At 68.1% G+C, this 26,126-nt stretch carries 23 protein-coding genes; 8 read left to right on the forward strand and 15 right to left on the reverse strand.

Going from position 1 to position 26,126, the window contains the following annotated elements; genetic code table 11:
* Positions 1-4: 4 nt before the first annotated feature.
* The 10 genes from epsI to AC07OQ_RS10430 form a co-directional block, all read right to left on the reverse strand.
* Positions 5-703, reverse strand: coding sequence for an exosortase-associated protein EpsI, B-type (gene epsI, locus AC07OQ_RS10385; protein ID WP_495053045.1), 699 nt, complete (start codon positions 701-703; stop codon positions 5-7).
* Positions 700-1,542 (reverse strand): exosortase B, encoded by an 843-nt coding sequence (gene xrtB, locus AC07OQ_RS10390; protein WP_495053046.1) that lies wholly within the window; start codon positions 1,540-1,542, stop codon positions 700-702. Before xrtB ends, epsI begins: the two co-directional genes overlap by 4 nt.
* A 68-nt stretch (positions 1,543-1,610) precedes the next feature.
* The gene (locus AC07OQ_RS10395; protein ID WP_495053047.1) at positions 1,611-2,510 is read right to left on the reverse strand and encodes a polysaccharide biosynthesis tyrosine autokinase; all 900 of its coding nucleotides are present in this window, start codon (positions 2,508-2,510) and stop codon (positions 1,611-1,613) included.
* Between the two features lie 2 nt (positions 2,511-2,512).
* Complete coding sequence (gene epsF / locus AC07OQ_RS10400; RefSeq protein ID WP_495053048.1) at positions 2,513-3,934, reverse strand: chain length determinant protein EpsF; 1,422 nt, start codon at positions 3,932-3,934, stop codon at positions 2,513-2,515.
* A 14-nt stretch (positions 3,935-3,948) separates the two neighbouring features.
* The gene (epsE, locus tag AC07OQ_RS10405) at positions 3,949-4,791 is read right to left on the reverse strand and encodes a polysaccharide export protein EpsE (RefSeq protein WP_495053049.1); all 843 of its coding nucleotides are present in this window, start codon (positions 4,789-4,791) and stop codon (positions 3,949-3,951) included.
* A gap of 14 nt (positions 4,792-4,805) precedes the next feature.
* A complete protein-coding gene (locus AC07OQ_RS10410; RefSeq protein WP_495053050.1) occupies positions 4,806-5,792 on the reverse strand; it encodes an EpsD family peptidyl-prolyl cis-trans isomerase in 987 nt (328 codons plus the stop codon).
* Positions 5,793-6,267: 475 nt separating this feature from the next.
* Complete coding sequence (gene ubiE, locus AC07OQ_RS10415) at positions 6,268-6,999, reverse strand: bifunctional demethylmenaquinone methyltransferase/2-methoxy-6-polyprenyl-1,4-benzoquinol methylase UbiE (RefSeq protein WP_495053051.1); 732 nt, start codon at positions 6,997-6,999, stop codon at positions 6,268-6,270.
* A gap of 20 nt (positions 7,000-7,019) precedes the next feature.
* Entirely contained in the window at positions 7,020-7,436 is a 417-nt protein-coding gene (locus AC07OQ_RS10420; protein ID WP_495053052.1) for a gamma-butyrobetaine hydroxylase family protein, read from the reverse strand.
* Positions 7,437-7,530: 94 nt separating this feature from the next.
* On the reverse strand, positions 7,531-8,115 hold the full coding sequence (locus tag AC07OQ_RS10425) for a substrate-binding domain-containing protein (RefSeq protein WP_495053053.1): 585 nt from the start codon (positions 8,113-8,115) through the stop codon (positions 7,531-7,533).
* Entirely contained in the window at positions 8,079-8,555 is a 477-nt protein-coding gene (locus tag AC07OQ_RS10430) for a substrate-binding domain-containing protein (protein WP_495053054.1), read from the reverse strand. Before AC07OQ_RS10430 ends, AC07OQ_RS10425 begins: the two co-directional genes overlap by 37 nt.
* Before the next feature lie 171 nt (positions 8,556-8,726).
* Between AC07OQ_RS10430 and AC07OQ_RS10435 the strand changes: the two genes are divergently transcribed.
* Both AC07OQ_RS10435 and AC07OQ_RS10440 read left to right on the forward strand, forming a co-directional pair.
* Complete coding sequence (locus AC07OQ_RS10435; RefSeq protein WP_495053055.1) at positions 8,727-10,757, forward strand: M13 family metallopeptidase; 2,031 nt, start codon at positions 8,727-8,729, stop codon at positions 10,755-10,757.
* 75 nt (positions 10,758-10,832) lie between these two features.
* Complete coding sequence (locus AC07OQ_RS10440; RefSeq protein ID WP_495053056.1) at positions 10,833-11,702, forward strand: substrate-binding periplasmic protein; 870 nt, start codon at positions 10,833-10,835, stop codon at positions 11,700-11,702.
* On the opposite strand, the gene AC07OQ_RS10445 is transcribed toward AC07OQ_RS10440, so the two are convergent.
* Both AC07OQ_RS10445 and AC07OQ_RS10450 read right to left on the reverse strand, forming a co-directional pair.
* On the reverse strand, positions 11,644-12,093 hold the full coding sequence (locus tag AC07OQ_RS10445) for an HIT family protein (protein ID WP_495053131.1): 450 nt from the start codon (positions 12,091-12,093) through the stop codon (positions 11,644-11,646). The two genes, AC07OQ_RS10440 and AC07OQ_RS10445, sit on opposite strands and share 59 nt — an antisense overlap.
* Before the next feature lie 171 nt (positions 12,094-12,264).
* Positions 12,265-12,708 (reverse strand): hypothetical protein, encoded by a 444-nt coding sequence (locus AC07OQ_RS10450; protein WP_495053057.1) that lies wholly within the window; start codon positions 12,706-12,708, stop codon positions 12,265-12,267.
* Between the two features lie 412 nt (positions 12,709-13,120).
* Here AC07OQ_RS10450 and AC07OQ_RS10455 point away from each other — a divergent pair, with 412 nt between their 5' ends.
* The gene (locus AC07OQ_RS10455; RefSeq protein ID WP_495053058.1) at positions 13,121-13,588 is read left to right on the forward strand and encodes a hypothetical protein; all 468 of its coding nucleotides are present in this window, start codon (positions 13,121-13,123) and stop codon (positions 13,586-13,588) included.
* Here AC07OQ_RS10455 and AC07OQ_RS10460 read toward each other — a convergent pair.
* Positions 13,585-17,514: a DUF3683 domain-containing protein gene (locus AC07OQ_RS10460; protein WP_495053059.1), complete on the reverse strand. Its 3,930-nt coding sequence runs from the start codon at positions 17,512-17,514 to the stop codon at positions 13,585-13,587. The genes AC07OQ_RS10455 and AC07OQ_RS10460 overlap by 4 nt on opposite strands.
* A 429-nt stretch (positions 17,515-17,943) precedes the next feature.
* Here AC07OQ_RS10460 and ugpB point away from each other — a divergent pair, with 429 nt between their 5' ends.
* The 5 genes from ugpB to ugpQ all read left to right on the forward strand — a co-directional run bounded on the left by ugpB (position 17,944) and on the right by ugpQ (position 23,196).
* Positions 17,944-19,239, forward strand: a complete 1,296-nt coding sequence (gene ugpB, locus AC07OQ_RS10465; RefSeq protein WP_495053060.1) for a sn-glycerol-3-phosphate ABC transporter substrate-binding protein UgpB — start codon at positions 17,944-17,946, stop codon at positions 19,237-19,239.
* A gap of 78 nt (positions 19,240-19,317) precedes the next feature.
* Positions 19,318-20,205, forward strand: coding sequence for a sn-glycerol-3-phosphate ABC transporter permease UgpA (ugpA, locus tag AC07OQ_RS10470; RefSeq protein ID WP_495053061.1), 888 nt, complete (start codon positions 19,318-19,320; stop codon positions 20,203-20,205).
* Positions 20,206-20,207: 2 nt separating this feature from the next.
* Complete coding sequence (ugpE, locus tag AC07OQ_RS10475) at positions 20,208-21,059, forward strand: sn-glycerol-3-phosphate ABC transporter permease UgpE (RefSeq protein WP_495053062.1); 852 nt, start codon at positions 20,208-20,210, stop codon at positions 21,057-21,059.
* Between the two features lie 149 nt (positions 21,060-21,208).
* Positions 21,209-22,339: a sn-glycerol-3-phosphate import ATP-binding protein UgpC gene (locus tag AC07OQ_RS10480; protein WP_495053063.1), complete on the forward strand. Its 1,131-nt coding sequence runs from the start codon at positions 21,209-21,211 to the stop codon at positions 22,337-22,339.
* A gap of 107 nt (positions 22,340-22,446) precedes the next feature.
* On the forward strand, positions 22,447-23,196 hold the full coding sequence (gene ugpQ / locus AC07OQ_RS10485) for a glycerophosphodiester phosphodiesterase (RefSeq protein ID WP_495053064.1): 750 nt from the start codon (positions 22,447-22,449) through the stop codon (positions 23,194-23,196).
* Between the two features lie 3 nt (positions 23,197-23,199).
* Here the strand turns inward: ugpQ and AC07OQ_RS10490 are convergent, their stop codons facing one another.
* Positions 23,200-24,147 (reverse strand): AraC family transcriptional regulator, encoded by a 948-nt coding sequence (locus tag AC07OQ_RS10490; protein WP_495053065.1) that lies wholly within the window; start codon positions 24,145-24,147, stop codon positions 23,200-23,202.
* Positions 24,147-26,054: a S9 family peptidase gene (locus AC07OQ_RS10495; protein ID WP_495053066.1), complete on the reverse strand. Its 1,908-nt coding sequence runs from the start codon at positions 26,052-26,054 to the stop codon at positions 24,147-24,149. Before AC07OQ_RS10495 ends, AC07OQ_RS10490 begins: the two co-directional genes overlap by 1 nt.
* Between the last annotated feature and the right edge of the window lie 72 nt (positions 26,055-26,126).

A 26,126-nucleotide genomic window follows, 5' to 3' on the forward strand; every position in this document is an offset into this window, starting at 1 on the left:
GGCCTCAACGCCCGAAGTAACGGTAGCGGACGGCCGGATCGACGATGGCGTACAGGGCGCGCAGAAAACGCTCCTGCAGCTGGAAGGACTCCTCGAGCCGCATGCCTATCGTCGACACGCGCACCAGCATGCCGTCGGGAATCTGGCCGCGCAGGCCGTAGCGCAGCTGGGTGAGCTTGCGCGACAGTCCCGGGAGGATGGCCTGCTCGTCGAGCGTGACCCAGTAGCTGATGGGTTCGTAGCGGCCGCCCATCTCGCCGGTCAGGCGCTGCACCAGCAGCGGCTTGCCATCCAGGGACAGCTGGCCCTGCCCCGCGTCGCGCACGCGGAAGCCCTGGGCGCTGTAGCAGAACTCGGGGCGATGCACGGCCGTGGACTCCGAGCTCTGGTCGGCGCCGTAGGCGATCGACAGCATCACGCGCTGGCCTTGCGGGTTGACATAGGTGCGCGCCAGGACCTGGGAGTAGAGCGTGTCCAGCTGGGCCTGCACCGAGGCATCGGGCAGCAGCGGCACGATGCTGGCATCCACCTTCCATTCGCCAAAGGCCGTCGGCACCTGCTTGTCCAGCTGGATGGGTGGCTTGGTCAGCGACAGGCGCTCGCGCGGCCGCAGCGCCTCGGCGGCCGCGACGCTGCCGGCCATGCTGGCCAGCAGCACGATGCTCTTGCGACGGCTCAGTCCGGTTTGCTTGCTGTTGCTCATGCCGCTTTGGTCTCCACAGGGGTCGAGCTGCCGAACAAGCGGTTCATCAAGCCATCAACGCAGAGGATCAGCATCAGCGCCACCATGAAGAGCACCATGCCGGCAAAGCCGTGGACAAAGCCCTGGCCCGCTTCGTCGCCGAAGTGATAGGTCACCAGGATCAGCACGACCACGCGCACCACGTTGGCGACAAAGGAAATGGGGATGATGAGGATCGCCAGCAGGATGTTGCGCAGCCTGGAGGCATGCGCCACCATGTTCATGTACAGCAGGCCGAGCGCCTCGAGCGTGAACATCGAATTGAGCCCGGCACAGGCATCGGCCACCAGCAGCTGGTAGGGCCCGACGGAGATCACGACGCCGGAGCGTGCCACCGGATAGCCGCTGCGGTACAGCAGGTTCTCGGCAACGAAGGAGACCGCCGACTTCAAGGGCACGGTCACCGCCTGGACGAAGACGCCCGGCAGCGGCACCATGAAGATCATGAAGAAGAGTGGGAACCAGGCCAGGCGCAGGGCCCGGGCGCCGCGCCACAGCAGCAGCAGGGCCGCCAGGATGAGCAGGTGGCTGCCGGCTTCCAGCTGGATGATGCTCTGCGAACGACCGAGCACATAGCACAGCAGGCCGAAACCGAACAGCAGGGTTCCGCTGCGCGTGGCGGGCTCGTAGGGGAGCGCGCTCAGCTGCTCGCGCTGGCGCCAGAGCAGCCAGAACGCCACGGCCAGGATGATGGGGCCGTGGCCCTGGTCGTCCGACGCCCACACCACACGATTCAGGTCGATGTAGGTGGGCACGAAGAGACAGACCACCCCCAGGATCGTCAGGATCGTGGGAATCAACTCTTGCCTCGAAGAGAGCGTCTTGCTGGTTTGCCCGAAAGAGATCATGAGGAGCGCCGCAGGGTCTGCTAGTACTGATTCATCACCGCGCCGGCGATTCTCGTGGGGCTGTTGCTGAGCGTCGAGAGCAAATTCTGAACCGAGGCCACCCGCGTGCGGCCCTGTCTCGCGATGGTCAGCGCGGCGCCGCAGCGGGCGGCGATGATGGCGTAGTCGGCACCGTAGACCGCGGCCGGCGTATCGACCACGATGTGATCGAACTTGGCGATCAGCTCCCGCATCAGCAACCCGAAAGCGGGCCTCTCGACCAGTTCCGTGGGGTTCGGCGGCATGGTACCGACGGGCATCACGAACAGGCTGGGCAGGTCGGCCACGGGCCGTATCACGTTGGCTTCGGCGCGCCCGGACAGGATGCCGGACAGGCCGGCGCTGTTGTCGAGGCCGAAGATCTCATGCAGGCGGGGGTTGCGCATGTCGGCATCGACCAGCAGCGTCCGCCCTCCGAGCTGGCTGAAGGCGATCGCCATATTGGCGGCGAAGAAGGTCTTGCCGTCGCCGCTGTCGGGGCTGACCACGGCGAGGGCGCGACGCGGCTCGTCGGCGTTGTACAGCCGCATATTGATCTGGCTGCGCAGGACGCGGAAGGCCTCGGCCTGCGCGCTGAAAGGCTTGGTGGCCAGCACCAGCTCGTTGCTGAGGAGCTGGCCGCCACCGGGAGCATAGGGGTAGTGGAACTGCTGGCTCAGGGCCCACAGCACGTCCTCGCCCTTGGCAAGGCCCAGCGCCACAGCGGCCTCGCCGAACTTGAGGCCCTTGCTCTTCTGATGCGAGAGGATGCGCTCCACCTGCTCGGCCGAAAGATTGTTGGCCTGCGCAATGATGTGACCGATGGAGCGGTCGTGCAGCGATGTCTGGGCATCTTGCGCAAACTGCTCAGCGCCGACGGTCGGGTTCTTGAAAGTGGACATGGTCAGGCAGCTTTGGTTGGCGTGGAGGCGTGGCCGATCAGACGCTGGCGCGTATCACCACGCTTGCCCAAGCTCTGTCCACCGGGTCCCGGCAGCAGGCCGATGACCGGCAAGCCGAGCAGGCCCTCGATGTCGTCCTTGTCGCGCACGCGGCGGTCACGGAGCTCCGCAATCAGCACGCCGCCCACGGCCAGCACGATACCGACGAAGAACGACAGCAGCGTGTTCAGGAGCAAGCGGGGCGAGGAATGCTCCAGCGGCGGCACGGCCGAGTTCAGGAGGCTGACATTGCTGGTGATGGCCTGGCTTTCCAGGCTGGTCTGGGTCAGGCGCTGCAGAATGGCGTCGTAGGCGCGCTGCGCATTCTCGACGTCGCGCACGATCACCGCGCCTTCGTCGCGCACCTGCTTCATGCGCAAGACCTTGGTGCGCTGGGCCTCCAGCTCGGCACGGGTCTGCGCTTCGCGCTGCCGGCTGATGCTGCCGCTGACGCCGACGCCAGCGGACAGGCGCTTGACCTCGGTATCGATGCGCTGACGCAACTCGCCGATGCTCGCCTTCAGCTCGATGACCTGGGGGTTGCTGTCACCCAGTCGTGCGCTGATCTCCTGCAGTCGCGCTTCCTGCCGGGACAGGTCGGCACGCAAGGCTCCGATGACGGGGTTGCTGGTGATTTCCTGCATCTTGTCGGCAGCCCCCGCGTTGGCCTGCGCCTGACGGCTGGTGGCCTCGGATGACAACGATTGCAGGATCACGAGTTGGCTGGACAGCTCATTGAGGCGCTGGTTCTCGATGTCCATGCGCTCATCGGTCATCACCAGCCCGTTCTCGCGCTGGAAGGCGCTGAGCCGCGACTGCGCCTTCTCCAGCGCTTCGCGCGCTTCCTTGGAGCGCGTGTCGAAGAACGAGCTGTATTGCTTCGCCGGATCCACCCGAAGGTCGACGGCCGTGTCGATATAGGACTGCGCGAACGCATTGGCCAGACCCGCCGCGAAGCGTGGGTCCGCAGCACGGTAGGAAATGCTGATCACGCTGGACTCGCGCGATGGTTTGACGTCCAGGTCCTTCTGAAAGCGCTCGACCAGCCAGGTCTCGATGTCGCCCTCGCCGCGGGTTTCATCCTGCCACTGTTCGCGGATCTGGGCGTTCTCGGTCAGCTTCAGGCTGCGAACCACGCGCCGGGCCACGCGGTCGCTCTGAATGATGTCGAGCTGGGTGGCGACCACGGCCGGCGTCATGGCCGACTGGAAGGCGATCACCGACAAGGGATCGGGCTTGACGTCGACGACCACGCTGGCCGTGGCGGTGTAGCGCTTGGGCAGCAGCAGGCTCAGCAGCACGACCGGGATCATGATCGCCAACAAGGTGATCAGGAACAGCCACTTGCGCGCGAGCAGGATTGAAATGAACTGGCGAAAACTCATCACGTCACCTCGACTTAGAACAGGCTCTCGCGCACATACACGACGTCGCCGTCCTTCAGCGCCTCGTCCATCGCCGGCTGCAGGATCTGGACCTTGCCGTCGGCGGCCTTGCGGTGCACGCGGATGCCCTTCTCGGTGCCGCGCAGGGTCAGGCCGCCGCCGGTGGCGAGGCTCTGCATCAGGGTCATGCCGCGCTCCAGGCGCATCGCGCCGGGGCGCTGCACCTCGCCGTAGATGAACACCTGCGGCGCGCGGTCGACCCACAGCACGTCGCCGTTCTGCACCACGATGTCCTTGCCGCGGCCGCCGGGCGCGAAGACGCTGGGCAGGTCGATCTCGATGCGGTAGGCCTGGCCGTTGCGGGTGCCGCTGAGCACCAGCAGTTCGGCGCCCGTGGTGGTGACGCCACCGGCATGGGCCAGCAGGTCGGTCAGGCGCATGTCGGCCACTTCCAGCGGATAGCGGCCCGGGCGGTTCACATAGCCCAGCACGCTGGCCTGGTTGCCCTTGACCTGCAGCACCGTGATGGTGACCTGGGGCTGCTTGACGAAATTCCCGCCGCGCAGGCCATCGGCGATCAGCTTCTCGGCCTGCGTGACCGACAGGCCACCGACTCGCACATTGCCCAGCAGCGGAAAGGACACCACACCGGCTTCGGAGACACGGGTCTCCAGGGTCAGGTCAAGGTTCTGGTAGACGCTGATGCGTATCACGTCGCCCGAGCCCAGGCGGTACTCGGCGGCGGCGGCACTGGCGGCGGGCGCGGCCGCGCCCTGGGCCAGGGCGGCCGGTGCAGCAAACATCAGGCCGGAAACGAGGCTGGCGGCGGCGGCCAGGACGGCAAGGTTCTTGTGCATGGTCATCATGATGTTTACTTCAGCCCCATTCCCTTGGAGATGCTGCTGGCGTCCAGGCCGCTGGCGGCCGGCGCGACGGTGGTGAGCGGCAATGCGGGAGCGCTGGCCGGGGCGGCCACGGCGCCGGGGGCACCCTCGGCGAACTTGCCCACGTATTCGATCTTGGCGCCCTCGCGCAGGGCCTTGATGTCCTTCTGGGCCAGTTCGGCCTTGCGCTGATTGCTCAGGAACTGCTCGATCGCCGGACGCGCGCGGGTCTCGTCGATCGGCTGGCTGCGCGAGCCGACCAGGAACAGCACGGTCAGGCCGTTGGCGCTCGGGCCGACGACCGACTGACCGTCCCTCATCTGGGCGATGGCATCGAGGTTGGCCAGCGGCAGCTGCTCGGCGGCACGCACGGCCTGATTGCCGGCAAAACGGAAATCATGCGATTTCAGATATTCGGCAAACTCACCCATATTCTTGGATTCCTGCAATTTGGCGCGAATCTCGGCAAATTGCTCGGGCTTGGCCTCGATCACCAATTCCTGCAGGCTGTAAATACGGCGGTCTTTGAAGAGCGCGGGTTTGTCATTGAAATACTTGGTGACTTCCTCGGCCGTCGGTTTGGACACCCCCTCGCCCAGGCGCTCGATGTAGGCGCGGGCGATGATGTCGCGCTTGGCGGCCTCGATCTGCTGCACCACGCGCGGGTCGCGGTCGAGCTTCAGTTCCTCGGCCTTCTGCACCGCCACCTCCTGGTCGATCAAGCGCTCCAGCACCTGCTTGCCGGCGGCCTCGGCCTGCTCGGGCTTGAGGTTGGGCTGACGCTGCAGCACGAAGTTGATCTGATGGACGGTGATCTCTTCCTTGTTCACCTTGGCCGCCGTCTGCGAGGCCTTCTCGGACTTGGAGCCGCCACCGCAGGCAGCCAGCAGCACGACCGCGGAAACCGCCAGCGCCAGGCCTGCCATCCGCTGGCCGCGCATGCCGTGGAACTTGTGATCGATCATCAGATTCATGGCTTTGACTTTCTCTCTTGTCGTATGTGGGAGATTGCGCTCCGCAACGGGATGGCGTTCATGCTGCGGCGCACAAGCCGATCGCGAAAGTGATCGACGAGTGTAGCTTTGCAGTATGACAAGCAACTCCCCCAAGGCAGCACGGCGACGGCGCAATCACCGTGCCGCGATATTCTTCCAGCTCCGGGAAAACCCCGGAAATCTCGACCGCAGGGCGAATTGTTTATCGAACGGTCCATGGGGAGACCCCGATAATGCCCCAGGGTTCCCGCCACCCCCACAAACCGGGGGGTGGCAAGGAATCAAGCTGTGTCGAAGCGCCCCAATCGGGCGGCCGCCGCAAACATTCCCATGTTGCAGCGCAACAATTGTTGCCGCATGAATCCCGAGCATTCCGCTCGGGTAGCCTCAGGCTCGGCCGCCCGATAACCGGGCCGGCCTTGGCACCGGCCCGCCGGGCGAGCCTAGCGGCCGCTCAGCACTTGATTCCGGCGTGCAGCGCGACGATGCCGCCGCTCAGGTTGTGCACGTCCACATGGCCGAAGCCGGCCGTCTTCATCAGGGCCTTGAGTTCGGCCTGGTCGGGGTGCATGCGGATCGACTCGGCCAGGTAGCGGTAGCTCTCGGCATCGCCGGCGATCATCTGCCCGAGCTTGGGCAGGATCTTGAAGGAGTACCAGTCGTAGGGCTTGCGCAGCGGCGCGGCCACCTTGGAGAACTCCAGCACCAGCAGGCGCCCGCCCGGCTTCAGCACGCGGCACATCTCGGCCAGCGCGCGGTCCTTGTGGGTCATGTTGCGCAGGCCGAAGGCCACGCTGACGAGGTCGAAGCTCTCGCTCTTGAAGGGCAGCTGTTCCGCGTCGCACAGGCCGGTGGGCAGCACCAGGCCCTCGTTGAGCAGGCGGTCGCGGCCCTGGCGCAGCATCGCCTCGTTGATGTCGGTGTGCACCACCATGCCGGTCTCGCCCACCTTGCGGGCGAAGGCGCGCGACAGGTCGCCGGTGCCGCCGGCGATGTCCAGCGCGCGCTCGCCCGGCTTCAGGTTGGCCACGGCCAGCGTGTAGGCCTTCCAGGCGCGGTGCAGGCCCATCGACATCAGGTCGTTCATGATGTCGTAGCGCGAGGCCACCGAATCGAACACGCCGCGCACGCGGCCGGCCTTCTCGCGCTCGTCGACGGTCTGGAAACCGAAATGGGTACTGCTCATGGCTTGTCGTGTTCCTTCTGTCAATGCGAATGGCCGCAGGACGAGCCGGCCTTCGCGGGCATCGCGTCGTCGCGCCCCTTGCCGGCCGCGGCCAGCCTGGCCTCGTACTCGGCCCACAGCTCGGCCTGGCGGCTGCCCAGCCGGTACAGATAGTCCCAGGTGAAGATGCCGCTCTCGTGGCCGTCGCTGAACTGGGGGCGGATGCCGTAATGGCCCACCGGCTCCAGCGCCGTGATGCCCACCTCGCGCTTGCCGGTCTGCAGGGTCTCCTGGCCCGGCCCATGGCCCATCACCTCGGCCGAGGGCGAGTAGACCCGCAGCAGCTCGATGGGAATCGAATAGCGGGCGCCGTCGGCAAAGGCGATTTCCAGCACCCGCGACTGCTGGTGCACGGTGATGTCGGTCGGTTGCGGGGTATCGGGGCTGAGGCCGGCCATGGCGCCAAGACAAGGGGATGAGGGCTCCCAGTGTAGCCCCGCCCCGACCGCTGCGGCCCGAGCTCGCGGGACCAGGCCCGCCTCGGAACCCGCCTCAGAACACCAGGTAGGACGGCGGCTTCCCGTCCTTGGGCCGCACCTGGGTCAGCCGAGCGGCCAGGCGCGACTGCACCGCCACCGGCAGCGGCGCGAAGCCGCTGCCCCGCGTCAGGTCGTCACCATGCAGCAGGCACCAGTAGAGGAAGCGCATCGCCGCGCCGACGCGCAGGCCATCGGCCGGCTCGGCATCCAGCAGCACGAAGCTGGTCTGCGTGATCGGCCAGCTGTCGGCGCCGGGCCGGTCCGTCAGCGTCGCCAGATCGTCGCCCTTGCGATGCATATCGCTCTCCAGCACCGCGGCGCGGAAGCTCGCCTCCGAGGGCGCGACGAAGCGGCCCGCGGCATTGCGCAGCTTCACGACCACCAGCCGGTCGCGCAGCACGCGATCGAAGCTGACATAGGCGATCGCGCCGGGCTGGCCCTTGAGCGCCTGCACCATGCCGTCGTTGCCCTCGGCGCGCAGCACCTCGCCGGGCCAGTTGGGCGCCTGGCCGACGCCGAGCTCGGCCTGGAACGGTGCCGACACCTGGGCCAGGTAACGGGTCAGGCCCTCGGTGGTGCCGGAGCGGTCGGCGCGCACGATGCGCCGCACCGCCAGACCCGGCAGGCCGACACCGGGATTGAGCGCGCGACGCGCCCGGCCATCAGGTCGGCCAGCAGCTCGCCGCTGAGCTGCAGCGGCGCGGCCAGGCCGGGCAGGTTGAGCACCGGCACCACGCCGCCCACCAGCATCGGCAGTTGCACCAGGCGGCGCTTCTCCAGCTCGGCCGCGGGCAGCGGCGAGTCGGTGCCGCCGAAGTCGACCGCGCGAGCGCTGATCTGCTTGACGCCGTCGCCCGAGCCGGTGGCCTTGTAGACGACCTTGGCGCCGCCCTGGCTCTCGTAGGCCCGGGCCCAGAGCTCGTAGACCTTGGACGGGAAGGAGGCGCCAACGCCCTGCACCTGCGCCCGGGCGGCGGGCACGGCAAGGGCAAGAAACAACAGGACGGCCAGGCCGGCGCGCCGGGAAATCGGGCTCATGGGATTCGAAAGGGAGAACTGCGGCGGGGCGCGATGATGCCGCGAAAGCGGCCGGCCGGCCAGGCACTACCTCACGCTCCGCCATGCGCACGGCCTCGGTGCCGACCCCGATGGCAGCATCGCCCCCCTGGGCTAGGCTGGCGCTCCCCAGACCAAGCCCTCCCGATCCGCATGCGCCGGCGCCCCCTCCCCTGCCTTCTGGCCCTTGCCGCCGCCCTCGCCACCAGCCTGGGCGCGCAGGCCCTGGATCTCCGGGGCCTGTCCAGCCAGGCTCCCGCCTGCACCGACTTCTACAGCCATGTGAACGGCCGCTGGGAGGCGCACACGCCGCTGCCCGCCGAGCGCGCCCGCATCGGCAGCTTCGTCGACCTGCGCATCGCCAACGACGCCCTGCTGCACCGGGCACTGGACGAGCTGATCAGGCAGCCGGCCCTGCAGACCACGCCCGGCCTGACGCTGGCGGCGGCCTACTACGCCAGCGGCATGGACCTGCCGGCCATCGAAGCCCGCGGCCTGGCGCCCTTGCAGCCCCTGCTGCAGCAGATCGACGCCCTGCAGCGCCCGGAGCAGCTGCCCGCCCTGCTGGCGGCGCTGAACCGGGTGCAGATCGCCGCCCCGCTGGCCGCCGGCGTGCGCCCGGACGTGCAGGACACCCGCCGCCATGCGCTGACGCTGTCGCAATCCGGCCTGGGCCTGCCCGACCGCGACAACTACTTCCAGCAGGACGCCACCTCGCTGCGCGTGCGCGCCGCCTACCGCCTCTACGCCCAGCGCCTGCTGGCGCAGGCCGGCGCCGCGGCCGGCACGGCCGAGATCGACGCGCTGCTGGCCTTCGAGACCCGGCTGGCCGAGGCCTCGCGCAGCCGCGTGCAACTGCGCGACCCGACGGCGAACTACAACCCGATGAATGCCGCCGAGCTGGCCGCCGCCGCGCCGGGGCTGGACTGGGCCGCCTATCTGGCCGCACTGACCGGCCGCGCGGACGGGCTCGAGCGCTTCGTCGTCGGCCAGCCCGACTTCGCCAGGCGCCTGGCCCAACTGGCCGCCGACACGCCGCCCGAGACCTGGCGCGGCTATCTGAAGCTGCGCCTGCTCGACGCCCATGCCGACAAGCTGCCCAGGCGCTTCGCCGACGCGCATTTCGACTACCGCGGCCGGGCCATCGCGGGCCTGCAGGCGCCGGAGCCGCGCGCCGAGGCCGTGATCATGGAGATCGGCGGCCGCTACGGTTCGGCGCCGATCTCGCTGGCCATCGGCGAGCTGTTCGTCGCCAGGGCCTTCCCGGCCGAGGCGCAGGCGCGCGCCAGCGCCCTGGTGGCCGACATCAAGACCGCGATGCGCCGGCGCATCGACGGGCTCGACTGGATGAGCGCGCCGACCAAGGAGCGCGCGCTGGCCAAGCTCGACGCCATGGCGCTGAAGATCGGCGCCCCGGCCGAATGGCCGCGCTACGAGGGCCTGAGCCTGAGCCGCGACGACTATGCGGGCAACGCCCTGCGCGCGGCGGCCTGGAGCTTCGCCGAGCGCCTGGCCGATCTGGACCGTCCGGTGGACCGCGCGCGCTGGTTCACCAGCCCCCACATCGTCAACGCCTTTGCCGGCGGGCTCAACGAGATCGTGTTCCCGGCCGGCATCCTGCAGCCGCCCTTCTTCGACGCCAAGGTCGACGACGCGGTCAACTACGGCGGCATCGGCATGGTGATCGGCCACGAGATCACCCACCATTTCGACGACCGCGGCCGCCAGTACGACAGCGTCGGCAGGCTGAAGGACTGGTGGACCGCGGCGGACGCCACCGCCTACAAGCAGCGCGCCGAGCGCGTGGCGCGCCTGTACGAGGGCTACGAGCCGGTGCCGGGCCACCGCATCAACGGCCAGCTGACGCTGGGCGAGAACATCTCGGACATGGCCGGCATGCCGCTGGCCTTCGACGCGCTGCAGCAGGCGCTCCAGCGCGGCGGCGCGGCCGACCAGAAGATCGACGGCTACACGCCGGCGCAGCGCTTCTTCCTGTCCAATGCGCTGATCTGGCGCGGCAAGGCCCGCACCGAGTGGCTGATCAACCAGCTGCGCACCGACTCGCACTCACCCGGCGCCTTCCGCGTGCGCGGACCGATGTCGCAGATGCCGGCCTTCGCCCAGGCCTTCGGCTGCAAGGCCGGCGATCCGATGGTGGCAGCGGATCCGATCGCGGTCTGGTGAGGCGGGCGCGGCCGATGTGACACGGCGTTGCGCCGGCGCCGCTTGCCCGCCCGGGCCTGCCGGCACAATCGGCGCATGGCACAAAATCGAGCCCTATCCAGCGCCGTTTCGGGAGCGCGGCGGCACGGCCGGCGCCTGCTGGCCGCGCTGACCCTCCTGGCCGGAGTGGATGCCGCCAGCGCCTGCGAGATGACGGTGCGCTGGAACGAGGACCCGCCGTTCAGCTATCGCGGGCCGGCGGGCGAGATCCTCGGCCTCAACATCGACATCATGCGCGCCACCTTGGCGCGACTGGGCTGCCAGGCCAGGATGGTGGAACTGCCCTGGGCGCGCGCACTGGCCGAGCTGGCGGCCGGCCGGCTCGACATCCTGCCCGGCACCCTGCGCCTGCCCGAGCGTGAACGCTATGCGCTGTTTTCCGCACCTGGCCCGCAGTCCGGCAACCGCCTGTTCCTGAGCAAGTCGGCGCAGGCGCGCTGGCAGGTCCAGCGCCTGGCCGATCTGCGCGGCACGGGCTTCCGGCTGGGCCTGCAGCTGGGGGTCGCCTACGGGCCGGAGTTCAGCGCGCTGGAGCAGGATCCGCAGTTCGCCGCCGGCCTGCAGCGCGTGGCCACCCGGCCCAGCCTCTGGCGCATGCTCGCGGCCGGGCGGCTGGACGGCGTGCTGGCCAACGACTGGACCGGCCCGGCCGAGATCCGGCAACTGGGCCTGGCCGGACAGATCCAGGCCTCCGGGGTCCTGATCGCGCACAGCAATGCCTCGGTGGCCTTCAGCCGCAAGACGGTGACGCCGGACTTCGTGGCCCGCTTCGACCAGGCCTCCCTGTCGCTGCACAAGGACGGCAGCCTCGCCGCGCTGTGGCAGCGTTACCTGGGCACGGCCACGCTCATGCCGCCGGTGCGAGCGTCCGCGCCAGCCGCTCGTCCAGCGCCGGCAAGGCCTTAGCCAGGGCCGCCAGCCGCGCCGCGCCCTCGTCCGGCGCGCGCCGGGCCTCGCCCCAGATCGGGTTGGGGAAATGGCTGTCCCAGTCGAAGCGGGCGATCACGTGCCAGTGCAGGTGCGGCACCATATTGCCCAGGCTGGCCAGATTGATCTTGGCGGGGCTCAGGGCCTGCCGCAGCAAGCGCTCGATGCCGGCCACGGCCTCCATGCAGTCGGCCCGTTCGGCGGCGTCCAGATCGCCGAATTCGGCCACATGGCGATTCCAGATCAGGCGATAGAAGGCCGGGAAGGCCGGCGTGTCGGTGACGCGCACGACGCGCCAGCGCGGCGTGTTCGCAATCAGCAGACCGCCGGCTTCGCGGCACAGGGGGCAGTCGGGTGTGGCGGGGCTCATCGAGGTGGCGCTGGTCAATGAAGAAGATGAGCCGCACTGTAGCAAGAGGACCATCGATGCGCCCCGTCGCCCGCCGACGGCCACACCCTGCGGACCGGCGACAGCGGCGACAGCGGCACGCCGATGTTCAAGGGGCAGGCGACCGGCACCGGGGTCTGCCCGTGCCCCCGCTCAGGGCGTGACCATGGCCACCCGGGGATCGCCCTCACGAACCTCGTCTTCGCTGCGGAACGAGATCAGGAAGGTGTAGCGCTGCTCCTGCTGCTCGCCGTTGCCGGCGTTGCAGCCCATGCGGCTGACCGCGCGCCGGATATGCGAGTGATAGACGTACGGGCCGCCCGTGGAGCGCACCTCGGTGACCTGATCGCCCTTGAGCGTGAAGTCGACCTTCACGTCGCCGGTGGCGCCCTCCCGGTAGACCGGGCGGGCCAGCGAGGCCTGCAGCTTCTCGTCGGCATTCGGGCAGGTCTTGCGCACGTCGGTGCGCGGCGGCGCCGTGGTACGGCCACTGATCTCGACGCGCCCGAGTTCGTCGGACGCCTGCGCCGGAGCCAGGGCCGGCATCAGCAGGGCCAAGGCCAGCGCGCGGAGGGTGTGGGTATTCATCGTCAGCATGGCGTACTCCTGTGTGGATGGGCTGAAGCGGCTTTGACGCGACCGGCAGCGCCGGTCTGATCCAAGACTAGGAGGTCTCGGCGCGCGCCGCTGCGCGGTCTCCCCTCGACAGGGGAGCGCAGGCACCGCCGGGCTCCACAGCATTGACGACCCGCCGCCGGCGCCAGCGCCGCAGGGGTCTGCGGCGACCATGGCCGATGGCACGGTGCCGAATGTCATGGTGCTGGCAAGACCTGGCACCAAGGGCCATCCGGGCATTCGCAGTTCATCAAGCGCAGACGCGGATCGTCACACCGCTGCGCGGCTTGGTCGCCCGCGCCTTGGTCTCGTGGCCGCGAACTCCTAGGCTGAAAGCAAGCCGGCATGCATGCCGCGCCTTGCCCTCTGCCATCAATCATCGAAAGGAGTTCCCATGACCCAAGCCCAAACCCGCTTCCTGCGCCGCACCCTGCTGGCCCTGGCCCTGCCCCTGGGGATCGCCGGCACCGCCGTCGCCCAGCCCACGCAGGACCTCCAGCGCGTGGAGGTGCATGGCCAGCCGCAGGCGGCCCTGCCGATCGGCCGCACCGATGTGCGCGCCACCTGCCCGGGCATCGACGAGGACATGCAGCGCCTGCTGGCGCGCGCCTGGTACCTGGAGGAGCAGGCCGGCGTCGTGCGCGTGGACTTCCAGCTCGACGGCCAGAAGATCGCCGAGGTGCGCTCCAGCGGCGGCCCGCGCTTTTACTACCAGCAAGCGATCCGCAACGCCATGCGACGGCTCAGTTGCAACACCGGCAGCGCCGGCGCGCATCATTTCACGATGCTGGTCAGCTTCGCCGCCGATCAGCAGGCGGCCGACCAGCAGGGCCGGCGGACGGTGGCGCTGCTGGTGCCCTAAACCAGCACGCGCTCGATGCCGCCTGCGTTGGCCCGGCCCACGTAGGCGGGCATCCAGTCCTCGCCAAGGATCTGGCGGGCCATCTCGACGACGATGTAGTCGGCCTCCAGCAGGCCGTTCTGCAGGTCATTGCCATAACGGCTCAGGCCCTGCAGGCAGCTGGGGCAGGAGGTCAGGATCTTCAGATCGTCCTGCGCGCCGACCTTGCCGCTCTCGCGCAGCGCCGTTTCGGTCTTGCGCAGCTCCTCTTCCTTGCGGAAGCGCACCTGGGTCGAGATGTCGGGGCGCGTGACGCCCAGGGTGCCGCTCTCGCCGCAGCAGCGCTCGCTCTTCACGACTTCGGGGCCGAGCAGGGCCTTCACCGTCTTCATCGGCTCCTGCAGCTTCATCGGGCTGTGGCAGGGGTCGTGGTAGAGGTAGGTCTGCTTGCTGTCGAGCGTGATGCCCTTCTCCAGCAGGAACTCGTGGATGTCGATGATGCGGCAGCCCGGGAAGATCTTCTCGAACTCGTAGCCCTGCAGCTGGTCATAGCAGGTGCCGCAGCTCACCACCACGGTCTTGATGTCCAGGTAGTTCAGCGTGTTAGCGACGCGATGGAACAGCACGCGGTTGTCGGTGATGATCTTCTCGGCCTTGTCGAACTGGCCCGAGCCGCGCTGCGGATAGCCGCAGCACAGGTACCCCGGCGGCAGCACGGTCTGCACGCCGGCATGCCAGAGCATGGCCTGCGTGGCCAGGCCCACCTGGCTGAACAGGCGCTCGGAGCCGCAGCCGGGGAAGTAGAACACCGCCTCCGAATCCACCGTCGTCGCCTGCGGGTTGCGGATGATCGGGACATAGTCCTTGTCCTCGATGTCCAGCAGCGCGCGCGCGGTCTTCTTCGGCAGGCCGCCGGGCAGCTTCTTGTTGATGAAGTGGATCACCTGCTCCTTGACCGGCGCGGCGCCCAGCGTGGCGCGCGGCGCGGCGGTCTGCTTCTTGGCGAAGCCCTTCAGCAGATCGTTGGCGAAGCGCTGCGCCTTGAAGCCCACGCCCACCATCGCGCTGCGCGCCAGCTTGATGGTCTCGGGATTGGTGGCGTTGAGCATGAACATGGCCGCGGCATTGCCGGGGCGGAAGCTCTTCTGGCCCATCTTGCGCAAGAGGTTGCGCATATTCATCGTCACGTCGCCGAAGTCGATCTTGACCGGGCAGGGGTTGACGCATTTGTGGCAGACCGTGCAATGGTCGGCCACATCCTCGAACTCCTCCCAATGCTTGATCGAGACGCCGCGGCGGGTCTGCTCCTCGTAGAGGAAGGCCTCGACCAGCAGCGAGGTCGCGAGGATCTTGTTGCGCGGCGAATAGAGCAGGTTGGCGCGCGGCACATGCGTCGCGCAGACCGGCTTGCACTTGCCGCAGCGCAGGCAGTCCTTGACGCTGTCGGCGATCGCGCCGATGTCGCTCTGCTGCATGATCAGCGACTCGTGGCCCATCAGCCCGAAGCTCGGCGTATAGGCATTGGTCAGATCGGCAAAGGTGGTCTGCGCGTCGGGCCCGCCCGGGCGCAGCAGCTTGCCCTTGTTGAAGCGCCCTTCTGGGTCGACCTTGGCCTTGTAGCCGGCAAAGGGCGCCAGTTCCTCGTCGGTCAGGAATTCCAGCTTGGTGATGCCGATGCCATGCTCGCCCGAGATCACGCCGTCCAGGCTGCGCGCCAGCTTCATGATGCGGGCCACGGCCTCGTGGGCCGTCTGCAGCATCTGGTAGTTGTCGGAGTTGACCGGGATGTTGGTGTGCACATTGCCGTCGCCGGCATGCATGTGCAGCGCCACCCAGACGCGGCCGCGCAGCACCTCCTTGTGGATGCGCTTGGCCTCCTCGAGGATGGGCGCGAACGAGGCGCCGCTGAAGATGTCCTGCAGCGGCTTGAAGATCTGGGTCTTCCAGGAGGCGCGCAGCGAATGGTCCTGCAGCCGGTCGAAGAAGCTGCGCTCCTCGCCGCGCGGCAGGTCCAGCTCCTGCATCCAGCGCTGCCAGAGCCGGTGCACCTCGGCCAGCAGGGCCAGGGCCTGGGCCACGCGGTCCTCCAGCAGCTCGGCGCTGGGAATCTCGCCGGCGTCGTCGCTCTTGCCCAGCGGCAGGTTGCCGCGCTCGAACAGCTCGGTCAGCGCGTCCACCAGGGCCAGCTTGTTGCGCAGGCTCAGCTCGATATTGATGCGCTCGATGCCCAGCGTGTATTCGCCCATGCGCTCCAGCGGAATCACCACATCCTCGTTCACCTTGAAGGCATTGGTGTGCTTGGAGATCGCGGCGGTGCGCTTGCGGTCGAGCCAGAACTTCTTGCGCGCGTCGGCGCTGATCGCGATGAAGCCCTCGCCCGAGCGGCCGTTGGCCAGGCGCACCACCTCGGAGGTGGCGCGCGCCACCGCGTCGGCATCGTCGCCGACGATGTCGCCGATCAAGACCATCTTCGGCAGCCCGGTGCCGCCCGCGGCACCGGTCGGATTCGCGCGCTTGCTCTTGGTGCTGTAGCCCACCGCCTTCAGGTAGCGGTCGTCCAGGTGCTCCAGGCCGGCGAGGATCGCGCCGCCGGGCTTCTTCGCCTCGGCGAACATGAAGTCCTTGATGTCGACGATCGAGGGCACGCAGTCCTTGGGGTTGCCGAAGAACTCCAGGCAGACCGTGCGCGTGTGCGCCGGCATCTTGTGCACCACCCAGCGGGCGCTGGTGATCAGGCCGTCGCAGCCTTCCTTCTGGATGCCGGGCAGGCCGGCCAGGAACTTGTCGGTGACATCCTTGCCCAGGCCTTCCTTGCGGAAGCTGCGGCCCGGGATGTCCAGGCGCTCGGTGCGCTCCAGCTTCTTGCCGGTGGCGTCGAAATAGCGCAGCTCGAAGCTGGCCATCTCGGCGTCATGGATCTTGCCGAGGTTGTGGTCCAGGCGTATCACCTCCAGCCACTTGGCCTCGGGCGTCACCATCTTCCAGCTGGCCAGGTTGTCCAGCGCCGTGCCCCACAGCACGGCCTTCTTGCCACCGGCGTTCATCGCGATATTGCCGCCCACGCAGCTGGCCTCGGCCGAGGTGGGGTCGACCGCGAACACATAGCCATGCTGCTCGGCCAGATCGGCCACGCGCTGGGTGACGACGCCGGCCTCGCTCCAGATCGTCGCCACGGGCCGGCCCACCCCGGGCAGTTCCAGCAGCTCGACGCCGCCGCTCAGGCCCTCCAGCTTCTCGGTGTTGATCACCGCGCTGTTCCACACCAGCGGCACGGCGCCGCCGGTGTAGCCGGTGCCGCCGCCGCGCGGGATGATGGTCAGGCCCAGCTCGACGCAGTCCTTCACCAGCTGGGCCATCTCGGCCTCGGTGTCGGGGGTCAGCACGACAAAGGGGTACTCGACGCGCCAGTCGGTCGCGTCGGTCACATGCGAAACGCGCGACAGGCCGTCGAACTTGATGTTGTCCTTGGCCGTGTGCCTGCCCAGCAGGCGCGTCGTGCGGCGGCGCAGCTCGGCCACCTGGGCGAACTGGTCCGCAAACTGCTGCACCGCGGCGCGGGCCGCCGCCAGCAGCTCGCCCACATGGGCGTCGCGCGCCGGATCGGCCGCCGGGTCGCGGCGCTTCTCCACCTCGTGCAGCCGGTGGTTCAGGGCCTCGATCAGCAGCGTGCGGCGCTTCGGGTTGTCCAGCAGGTCGTCCTGCAGATAGGGATTGCGCTGCACCACCCAGATGTCGCCCAGCACCTCGTAGAGCATGCGCGCCGAACGGCCGGTGCGGCGCTCCTCGCGCAGCCGGTTCAAGAGCTCCCAGGGGCGCGAGCCCAGCAGGCGGATCACGATCTCGCGGTCCGAGAACGAGGTGTAGTTGTAGGGAATCTCGCGCAGGCGCGGGGCGGCCTCGTGGGCGTCGAGAGCGGCGGAGGGCATCGGCTGATGCGGTGCATTCATGGCGGCCGGGCGCTGAAGCGCCCATGGTTGGCCGGAGGCTGGCAAACATGCCCCCGGCGAGCTGGAATTTTCGCGTTCTCACGCGACGCGCCGGGCTTGTGGCCACGGCCAGCGGGGTCAGGGGTCGACCCCAGGCGTCGGACCTCAAATCCTACCGCAGTGCAGCATGCCTCTTGCGGGGCGGGGCATTGTCGCGCCGGCTTTTGACGCCATCGGTGCACCAAATCGCCACATCCGCACCCGGTTTCGGCGCGTCATGCCATGCGCGCCGCACCACATCCGGGCCACGCCCTATTGAAAGGGCGTCGCGCCCATGTCACAACGCGGATGTCACAATTGTCAAATAGGCTTGGCCGCGCCGCCGCAACCTCGTCGCCGGCGACCGAGTTACATAAAAACGGAGCTTCCCAGACAATGAAGAATAAGTCCATGCAACTTGCTGCCGCCCTGCTCGCGGCCGGCCTCGCCAGCGGCGTCCAGGCTCAGACCGAAATCCAGTGGTGGCACTCGATGGGCGGCGCGCTCGGCGAATGGGTCAACGACCTGGCCCGCGACTTCAATGCCAGCCAGAAGGACTACAAGATCGTCCCAACCTTCAAGGGCAGCTACGACGAATCGATGACGGCCGCGATCGCCGCCTTCCGCGCCGGCAACGCCCCCCATGTGCTGCAGGTCTTCGAGGTCGGCACCGCCACGATGATGGCCAGCAAGGGCGCGATCAAGCCGGTGGCCGAGGTGATGAAGGAGGGCGGCGCCAAGTTCGACCCGAGCGCCTATGTGCCCGCGGTGTCCGGCTACTACACGGCACCGAACGGCCAGATGCTGAGCTTCCCCTTCAACAGCTCGACCACGGTGTTCCACTACAACAAGGACGCCTTCAAGGCCGCCGGCCTGGACCCCGAGAAGGCCCCCAGCACTTGGCCCGAGGTGGCGCTGGCCGCCGCCAAGCTGAAGGCCAGCGGCCACAAATGCCCGTTCACCAGCAGCTGGATCAGCTGGACCCAGTTCGAGAGCTTCTCGGCCTGGCACAACGTCGAGTTCGCCAGCAAGAACAACGGCTTCGGCGGCCTGGACACGCGCCTGAACTTCAGCACGCCGCTGCATGTGCGCCACATCGAGAACCTGGCGAACATGGCCAAGCAGGGCCTGTTCGTCTACAAGGGCCGCGGCAATGCCGCCGACAACACCTTCGTGGCCGGCGAGTGCGCGATGATGACCGGCAGCTCGGGCCTGTATGCCAACGTGAAGAAGAACGCCAAGTTCGCCTTCGGCATCGCCCCGCTGCCCTACTACCCCGACGTGACCGGCGCGCCGCAGAACACCGTGATCGGCGGCGCCAGCCTGTGGGTGATGTCCGGCAAGAAGCCCGCCGAGTACCAGGGCATCGCGGCCTTCTTCAGCTATCTGGCCAAGGCCGACGTGGCCTCCGAGAGCCACAAGCGCACCGGCTACCTGCCGGTCACCAAGGCGGCCTATGAGCTGACCGAGAAGAGCGGCTTCTACAAGGCCAACCCCGGCACCGACGTGGCCGTCACGCAGATGATCCGCAAGACCACCGACAAGTCGCGCGGCGTGCGCCTGGGCAATTTCGTCCAGATCCGCACCATCATCGACGAGGAGATGGAGCAGGTCTGGGGCGGCAAGAAGTCGCCCAAGGAAGGCATCGACGCCGCGATCAAGCGCGGCAACGAACAGCTGGAACGTTTCCAGAAGGCCAACAAATAAGCCCCGGGGCTTGAGCAAAAACGGCCCGCCGCCCCCGGATCACCGGGGCGGCGGGTTGATGCTTTTAGAAGGGACCTCATGTCCGTAGAAAAACGAGTCCTGTTCCGCTCGCGCTGGCTGCCCTGGCTGCTGCTGACGCCCCAGGTGCTGGTGATCAGCGTGTTCTTCTTCTGGCCCGCGGGCCAGGCCCTGCTGCAGTCGCTGCAGCAGCAGGATGCCTTCGGCATGTCGACCGAGTTCGTCGGGCTGGAGAACTTCCGCCACCTGTTCAACGACGAGAGCTATCTGGCCTCGTTCCAGACCACCGCGGTGTTCTCGATCCTGGTGGCGGTGTTCGGCCTGAGCAGCTCGCTGCTGCTGGCGGTGATGGCCGACCGCGTGGTCAAGGGCGCCGCGGTCTACAAGACCCTGCTGATCTGGCCCTATGCGGTAGCGCCCGCGATCGCCGGCGTGCTGTGGCTCTTCATGTTCGCGCCCTCGATCGGCATCGTCGCCTACGGCCTGCGCAGCATGGGCGTGGACTGGAACCACCTGCTGAACTCCGACCATGCGATGACCCTGGTGGTACTGGCCGCGGTCTGGAAGCAGATCTCCTACAACTTCCTGTTCTTCCTGGCGGGCCTGCAGTCGATCCCGAAATCGCTGATCGAGGCCGCCGCGATCGACGGCGCCAGCCCCTGGCGGCGCTTCTGGACCATCGTGTTCCCGCTGCTGACGCCCACCACCTTCTTCCTGCTGGTGATCAATGTCGTCTACGCCTTCTTCGACACCTTCGGCATCATCGACGCGGCCACCCATGGCGGCCCGGGCAAGGACACCGCGATCCTGGTCTACAAGGTCTATTACGACGGTTTCAAGGCCATGGACCTGGGCGGCTCGGCCGCGCAGTCGGTGGTGCTGATGTTCATCGTCGTCGTGCTGACGGTCGTGCAGTTCCGCTACGTCGAAAAGAAGGTGCAGTACTGATCATGATCGAACGCCGCCCCGCCCTCACCTTCGTCTCGCACCTGGTCCTGATCCTGGGGGTGCTGATCGTCGCCTTCCCGCTCTACATCACCTTCGTCGCCTCCACCCACACGGCCGAGGCCATCGTCCAGGCCCCGATGCCGCTGCTGCCCGGCGGCCATCTGCTGGAGAACTATGTCGCCGCCATCCAGGGCACCGGCGGCGGCGCCGGCTCCAAGGCGCCGGTGGGCCAGATGATGCTGGTCAGCCTGGTCTGCGCGCTGGCCATCTCGATCGGCAAGATCGCGATCTCGCTGCTCTCGGCCTTTGCGATCGTCTACTTCCGCTTCCCGGCCAAGATGTTCTTCTTCTGGGCCATCTTCGTCACCTTGATGCTGCCGGTGGAGGTGCGCATCGGGCCGACCTACCAGGTGGTGTCGGACCTGAGCCTCTTGAACACCTATGCCGGCCTGACCGTGCCGCTGATCGCCTCGGCCACCGCCACCTTCCTGTTCCGGCAGTTCTTCCTGACCGTGCCGGACGAACTGGTCGAGGCCGCGCGCATGGACGGTGCCGGCCCGATGCGCTTCTTCAAGGACGTGCTGCTGCCGCTCTCGAGCACCAGCATCGCGGCGTTGTTCGTGATCCAGTTCATCTACGGCTGGAACCAGTACCTGTGGCCGCTGCTGGTGACGACCGAGGAGCATATGTACCCGGTCGTGATCGGCATCAAGCGCATGATCTCCGGCGGCGACGCCGGCAACGAGTGGAACATCATCATGGCCACCGCGATGCTGGCGATGATCCCGCCCGCCCTGGTCGTGATACTGATGCAGAAATGGTTCGTCAAGGGCCTGGTGGATACAGAGAAATGAACCACCCCCTACGGCCTGCGGCCGCCCCCTCAAGGGGGCACGTCCGAGCGACCGGCGGAGCCGGATCGCCGGACGTCGCTCGGTCCGGGTCGTGGCATGCGCTTGGCGGCGCGACTCGCCGCCGATAACCGATACAGAACAAACAAATCATGGCAAGCATTTCCCTGCGCAATGTGGTCAAGCGCTATGGCCACGGCCCCAAGGCCAACCCCGTGATCCACGGGGTCAATGCCGAGATCAAGGACGGCGAGTTCATCGTCATCGTCGGCCCCTCGGGCTGCGGCAAGAGCACCCTGCTGCGCATGGTGGCCGGGCTGGAGGAGATCTCCGGCGGCGAGATCGCGATCGGCCCGCGCGTGGTCAACAACGTCGAACCGGCCGAGCGCGACATCGCGATGGTGTTCCAGAACTACGCGCTCTATCCGCATATGAGCGTGTTCGAGAACATGGCCTATGGCCTGAAGATCAAGAAGGTGCCGCTGGAAGAGATCAAGCAGCGCGTCGACAAGGCCGCCAGGATCCTCGAGCTGGCGCACCTGCTGGAGCGCACGCCGCGCCAGCTCTCCGGCGGCCAGCGCCAGCGCGTCGCGATGGGCCGCGCCATCGTGCGCAACCCGCAGGTCTTCCTGTTCGACGAGCCCCTGTCCAACCTGGACGCCAAGCTGCGCGCCCAGACCCGGCTGGAGATCCAGAAGCTGCACCACGAGCTGGGCGTCACCTCGCTCTTCGTCACGCACGACCAGGTGGAGGCCATGACCCTGGCCCAGCGCATGATCGTGATGAACGGCGGCCATATGGAGCAGATCGGCACGCCCGAGCAGGTCTACCACCGCCCCGCCACCACCTTCGTCGCCGGCTTCATCGGCTCGCCGCCGATGAACCTGCTGACCGGCCAGGCCCAGGGTTCGACGTTCACGGTCGGCGGCGTCACGCTGGCCCTGCCCGCTGCCGCACCGCGCGACGGCGAGCTGATCATGGGCCTGCGCCCCGAGCACCTCGATCATTGGAAAGGGATGGACGACCCTTATGCCCCCCAAGGAGGTGCCGCCGCTCTTGGGAGCGGCACGGCGAGCGGCACGGTCGGCTGGCCCTTCCGGGTCGAGATGATCGAGATGCTGGGCGCCGAGCGCCTGATCTACGGCCGGCTGGGCACCGAGCAGTTCACCTTGCGCATCGACGGCACCCTGGTGCCGCCCAAGGTCGGCGACACCTTGATGCTGGAGGTGTCGGCCCAGCAACTGCACTGGTTCGACGCCCAGAGCAAGCAGCGGGTGGAGTGAGCTGAGCCCACCCCCTACGCGCTGCGCGCGCCCCCTCAAGGGGGCGGCACCGGCGGCCCGGCAAAGCCGGATCCGCGGTGCCCGACTCGGGAATGCACGACATGGTTATGGATACATCAAACACCTGGCCCATGCCCTTCTGGATCGCCCATCGCGGCGCCGGCAAGCTGGCGCCCGAGAACACCTTGGCGGCCTTCCGCGAGGGCGCGCGCCATGGCTGGCGCGCCTTCGAATGCGACGTGAAGCTGAGCAGCGACGGCGTGCCCTTCCTGCTGCACGACGCCACCTTGAACCGCACCACGCCGGAGCGCGGCGTGGCCGGCGAGCGCCCCTGGGCCGAGCTCTCGCGCATCGACGCCGGCATCCGCCACGGCCGCGGCTATGCCGGCGAGCCGATTCCCAGCCTCGACGCGCTGGCCCGCTACTGCATCGCCAACCGCTTCGCGCTGAACATCGAGATCAAGCCGACCCCCGGGCTGGAGCGCCATACCGGCGAGGTGGTCGGCCGCGAGGCCCGTCGGCTCTGGGCGGGCAGCGGCATGTTGCCCTTGTTCAGCTCCTTCCAGCCCGAGGCCCTGGCCGGCGCCCGCACGACGGCGCCCGAGATCGCGCGCGGCCTGCTGGTCGACAGTCTGTGGGACGGCTGGCTCGATACCGCCCTCGCCCTGGGCTGCCGCGCCGTGATCGGCAACTATGTGCTGATGCGGCGCGCCCTGGTCGAGCAGCTGCACGCCGCCGGTCTGAAGGCCGTGGTCTACACGGTCAACGACCCGGCCGCCGCGCAATGGCTGCTGGCCAATGGGGTGGACGGCATCATCAGCGACGCGGTGGATCGCTTCGCGCCCGCCGCGACCTGAGCATCACAGCCGCTCGACCGGGATGCAGATCTCGCAGCCGAAGCGGCCGCTGGCGGGGTCGAAGCAGTCCGGATCGCCGTAGTACTCGAAGCAGGGCCGGTCGTCGCAGCGGTAGCCGCTGGCGGGCAGCCATGCACGGAACAGCTCGGCCCAGGCCGCCCCGATCTCGTCGGCCCGCCCCAGGAAGCGGGCCACCGCGTAGCGGCCGCCCGGCAGCTCGGCGATGCAGCTCTCGCCGCCGGCGCGGTAGTCGGGCCCGACGGCCACCGCGGCGTCGTAGCGGCATTGCGACGGCGGCGTGATGCTGGGGTCGTCATGGGCGATGCCGTAGCTCGGCCGCCCGGCGAGGCCCTCGGTCTCCAGCCAGGGCCCGACCCGCTCCCGCCAGAAACGCCCGATGGCCGGGCCATAGGGGCCGATCAGGCGCAGGTAGGCGACGCGCTCGGCGGGGAAGGTCTTGATCTCGACATGCATGATGGACTCGGAATTAGGGTGGCGATGGGCGCCATCATCGGCGCGCGCCGCCGCGCCGTCCTGATCCAGATTGCGGACCCGCCTCAATGCCTCGCGCTGCTCGTCCAGATAGGCCGCATGGCGCTGCGGTGCCGCCGCGCGCCAGGCGCTGGGCGAGCAGCCGAAGTGCAGCTTGAAGGCGCGTGCGAAGGCCTCGCCGGAACCGAAGCCCACGCCCAGGCCCACCGCCAGCACGGCCTCGCGCGGTCGCTGGATCAGGCGCTGCGCCGCCGTTTCCAGGCGCCGCCGCTGCCGGTAGGCGCCCAGGGTTTCGCCCATCCAGGCGGCGAACAGGCGGTGGAAGTGAAAGGCCGAGAAATGCGCCAGCGCGGCCAGCGCAGGCAGGTCCAGCGCTGCGTCCAGGTGCGCGTCGATATGGTCGAGCACCCGGTTCATGCGCCGCGCGTAGACGCGCCGGCTGGCGTGCGGCGCCGCCATTAGCCCTTCAGGTGCTTGTCGAGGAACTCGACCATGCGCCGGTAGGCCTCGGCCTCGTTCTTCTTCTTGGCGAAGCCGTGGCCCTCGTCCGGGAACACCAGGTACTCGACCGGCACGCCGTTCTGCTTCGCCGCCTCGACGATCTCGTCGCTTTCGGGCTTGATCACGCGCGGATCGTTGGCGCCCTGGATCACCATCAGCGGCACGCGGATGTTCTTGGCATGGAACAGCGGCGAGGTGGCGACCAGGAAGTCCTTGTCCTTCGCCGGATCGCCGATCTCCTGGTACAGGGCCAGGCGGAAGCTCTCCCAGTAGGGCGGGATCGATTCCAGCGTGCGCAGCCAGTTGGAGACGCCGAAGATGTCCACGCCCACCTTGAAGGCCTCCGGCCGGAAGGTCAGCGCGGCCAGGGTCATGTAGCCGCCGTAGGAGCCGCCCATGATGGCGATGCGGTCGGGGTCGATCACGCCGGTGCCGGCCAGGAAGGTCTTGGCCTCGATGCAGTCCCACAGCGGCTCGCGGCCATGCTTGCCGTCGTCGGCGGTGAAGAAGCTCTTGCCATAGCCCGAGCTGCCGCGGTTGTTGATGCCCAGCACCGCATAGCCCTGGTTGGCCAGGTATTGCGACAGCGCCGAGTAGCCGCGCGAGGTCTGGCCGCCAGGCCCGCCATGCACCAGCACGATGGCCGGCACCTTCCGCGCGGCCGAGGCGCCCCTGGGCTCGTAGTAGACCGAGGGGATCACCAGGCCGTCGAAGGACTTGAAGCGCACGATGCGCGCCTCGACCAGTTCGTTCGGGTCGATCTCCTTGGACAGGCTCTGGGTCAGCTGCCTGACCTGGCGGCTGGCGAAGTCGTAGACGAACAGATTGCTGGGTGCTCGATCGCCGTTGACGTAAAAGGCCATCTTCTGGCCGCTGCGCGAAAAGTGCAGGCCGCGGATCTGGCCCTCGGGCAGCGGGGGCAGCGCCGCCGGCCGGCCGTCGGGCCCGCTGATACGCACCTGGATGCTGGCGTCGGCATTGATGCCGGTGACGCGGTAGCGGCCGTCGCGCGAGTAGTCGCTGAACACGATGTCCCAGTCGGCCCTCTCGAACTCGCTCTTGCTGCCGCTGGCCAGGTCATGGGCCACCAGGCGGCTGAACTCGCTGCCCTCGTTGGACAGCAGTAAGAGGCGCTTGGCGTCGGGCGTGAAGCTGGCCGCCTCGAAGGAGGCCACGCCCTGGTGTGGCGTGATATGCGTGGTCTGCTGGGTCCGGAGGTCGTGCAGGTAGACGTCGGAGTCGGCCGTCGTGTTGGTCTTGGTCAGCGCCAACCAGCGGCCGTCGCGGCTGATCTCGCTGACGGTCAGGCCCTTATCGTCCTGGTAGACCAGGCTGCGCGCATAGGTTCTGGCGTCGAAGCGGTAGAGGTCGAAGAAGCGCGCATCGCGCTCGTTGGTCAGCACGTAGAAGCCGCTGTCGTCATGCGCCCAGCCGGCGAACTGAGCCTTGAGCTTGTCGCCGGGGGTCAGGTCTTTTTCGCTGCCGTCGAGTTCGCGCACGTACAGATGGTTCTGCTCGTTGCCGCCCTGGTCGCGCGTGAACAGCACGCGGTCGTCGGCGGGGAAATAGCCCACCGCGTAGTTGCTGTCGGTGGTCGAGCGGGTCAGCGCCTGCGCGGTGCCGCCGGCCGCCGGCATCGAGTAGACATTGAAGATGCCGCTGGCATTGCTGGAGAACAGGATGCGCTGTTCGTCGGCCGAGAAGGAGGCGCCGCTGATCCGCGTCGTCGCCATGAACTGCTCGATCGTGTAGCGCTTGGTCGGCTTGTTCGCGGCGGTCGGTGCCGGCGTCTTGCCGGCGGCTTCGGCGGCACCGGCTACCGTCATCGGAGCCAGCACGACCATCGTCGCGGCGAGCAGCGCCATCCTCGCCATCCTGACGGAAACGGCCGTGGCCCTGCACTGCTTCATCATCATTCGCATCTGGGACTCTCCTCA

The organism is Roseateles sp. GW821-FHT09B06 (assembly GCF_059418245.1).

What these genes read in the sequence shown, in the direction of transcription:
- AC07OQ_RS10420 (WP_495053052.1), bottom strand. Translation starts at nt 7,436, where the DNA reads ATGGCCGGCCTCAGCCCCGATACCCCGCAACCGACCGACATCACCGTG.
- ugpA (WP_495053061.1), top strand. Translation starts at nt 19,318, where the DNA reads ATGTCCGTAGAAAAACGAGTCCTGTTCCGCTCGCGCTGGCTGCCCTGG.
- AC07OQ_RS10495 (WP_495053066.1), bottom strand. Translation starts at nt 26,054, where the DNA reads ATGGCGCTGCTCGCCGCGACGATGGTCGTGCTGGCTCCGATGACGGTA.
- AC07OQ_RS10435 (WP_495053055.1), top strand. Translation starts at nt 8,727, where the DNA reads ATGCGCCGGCGCCCCCTCCCCTGCCTTCTGGCCCTTGCCGCCGCCCTC.
- epsE (WP_495053049.1), bottom strand. Translation starts at nt 4,791, where the DNA reads ATGCACAAGAACCTTGCCGTCCTGGCCGCCGCCGCCAGCCTCGTTTCC.
- AC07OQ_RS10445 (WP_495053131.1), bottom strand. Translation starts at nt 12,093, where the DNA reads ATGAGCCCCGCCACACCCGACTGCCCCCTGTGCCGCGAAGCCGGCGGT.
- ugpQ (WP_495053064.1), top strand. Translation starts at nt 22,447, where the DNA reads ATGGATACATCAAACACCTGGCCCATGCCCTTCTGGATCGCCCATCGC.
- epsI (WP_495053045.1), bottom strand. Translation starts at nt 703, where the DNA reads ATGAGCAACAGCAAGCAAACCGGACTGAGCCGTCGCAAGAGCATCGTG.
- AC07OQ_RS10480 (WP_495053063.1), top strand. Translation starts at nt 21,209, where the DNA reads ATGGCAAGCATTTCCCTGCGCAATGTGGTCAAGCGCTATGGCCACGGC.
- AC07OQ_RS10450 (WP_495053057.1), bottom strand. Translation starts at nt 12,708, where the DNA reads ATGCTGACGATGAATACCCACACCCTCCGCGCGCTGGCCTTGGCCCTG.
- ubiE (WP_495053051.1), bottom strand. Translation starts at nt 6,999, where the DNA reads ATGAGCAGTACCCATTTCGGTTTCCAGACCGTCGACGAGCGCGAGAAG.
- AC07OQ_RS10410 (WP_495053050.1), bottom strand. Translation starts at nt 5,792, where the DNA reads ATGAATCTGATGATCGATCACAAGTTCCACGGCATGCGCGGCCAGCGG.
- AC07OQ_RS10490 (WP_495053065.1), bottom strand. Translation starts at nt 24,147, where the DNA reads ATGGCGGCGCCGCACGCCAGCCGGCGCGTCTACGCGCGGCGCATGAAC.
- AC07OQ_RS10440 (WP_495053056.1), top strand. Translation starts at nt 10,833, where the DNA reads ATGGCACAAAATCGAGCCCTATCCAGCGCCGTTTCGGGAGCGCGGCGG.
- AC07OQ_RS10430 (WP_495053054.1), bottom strand. Translation starts at nt 8,555, where the DNA reads ATGAGCCCGATTTCCCGGCGCGCCGGCCTGGCCGTCCTGTTGTTTCTT.
- ugpB (WP_495053060.1), top strand. Translation starts at nt 17,944, where the DNA reads ATGCAACTTGCTGCCGCCCTGCTCGCGGCCGGCCTCGCCAGCGGCGTC.
- AC07OQ_RS10460 (WP_495053059.1), bottom strand. Translation starts at nt 17,514, where the DNA reads ATGAATGCACCGCATCAGCCGATGCCCTCCGCCGCTCTCGACGCCCAC.
- AC07OQ_RS10395 (WP_495053047.1), bottom strand. Translation starts at nt 2,510, where the DNA reads ATGTCCACTTTCAAGAACCCGACCGTCGGCGCTGAGCAGTTTGCGCAA.
- AC07OQ_RS10455 (WP_495053058.1), top strand. Translation starts at nt 13,121, where the DNA reads ATGACCCAAGCCCAAACCCGCTTCCTGCGCCGCACCCTGCTGGCCCTG.
- ugpE (WP_495053062.1), top strand. Translation starts at nt 20,208, where the DNA reads ATGATCGAACGCCGCCCCGCCCTCACCTTCGTCTCGCACCTGGTCCTG.
- epsF (WP_495053048.1), bottom strand. Translation starts at nt 3,934, where the DNA reads ATGAGTTTTCGCCAGTTCATTTCAATCCTGCTCGCGCGCAAGTGGCTG.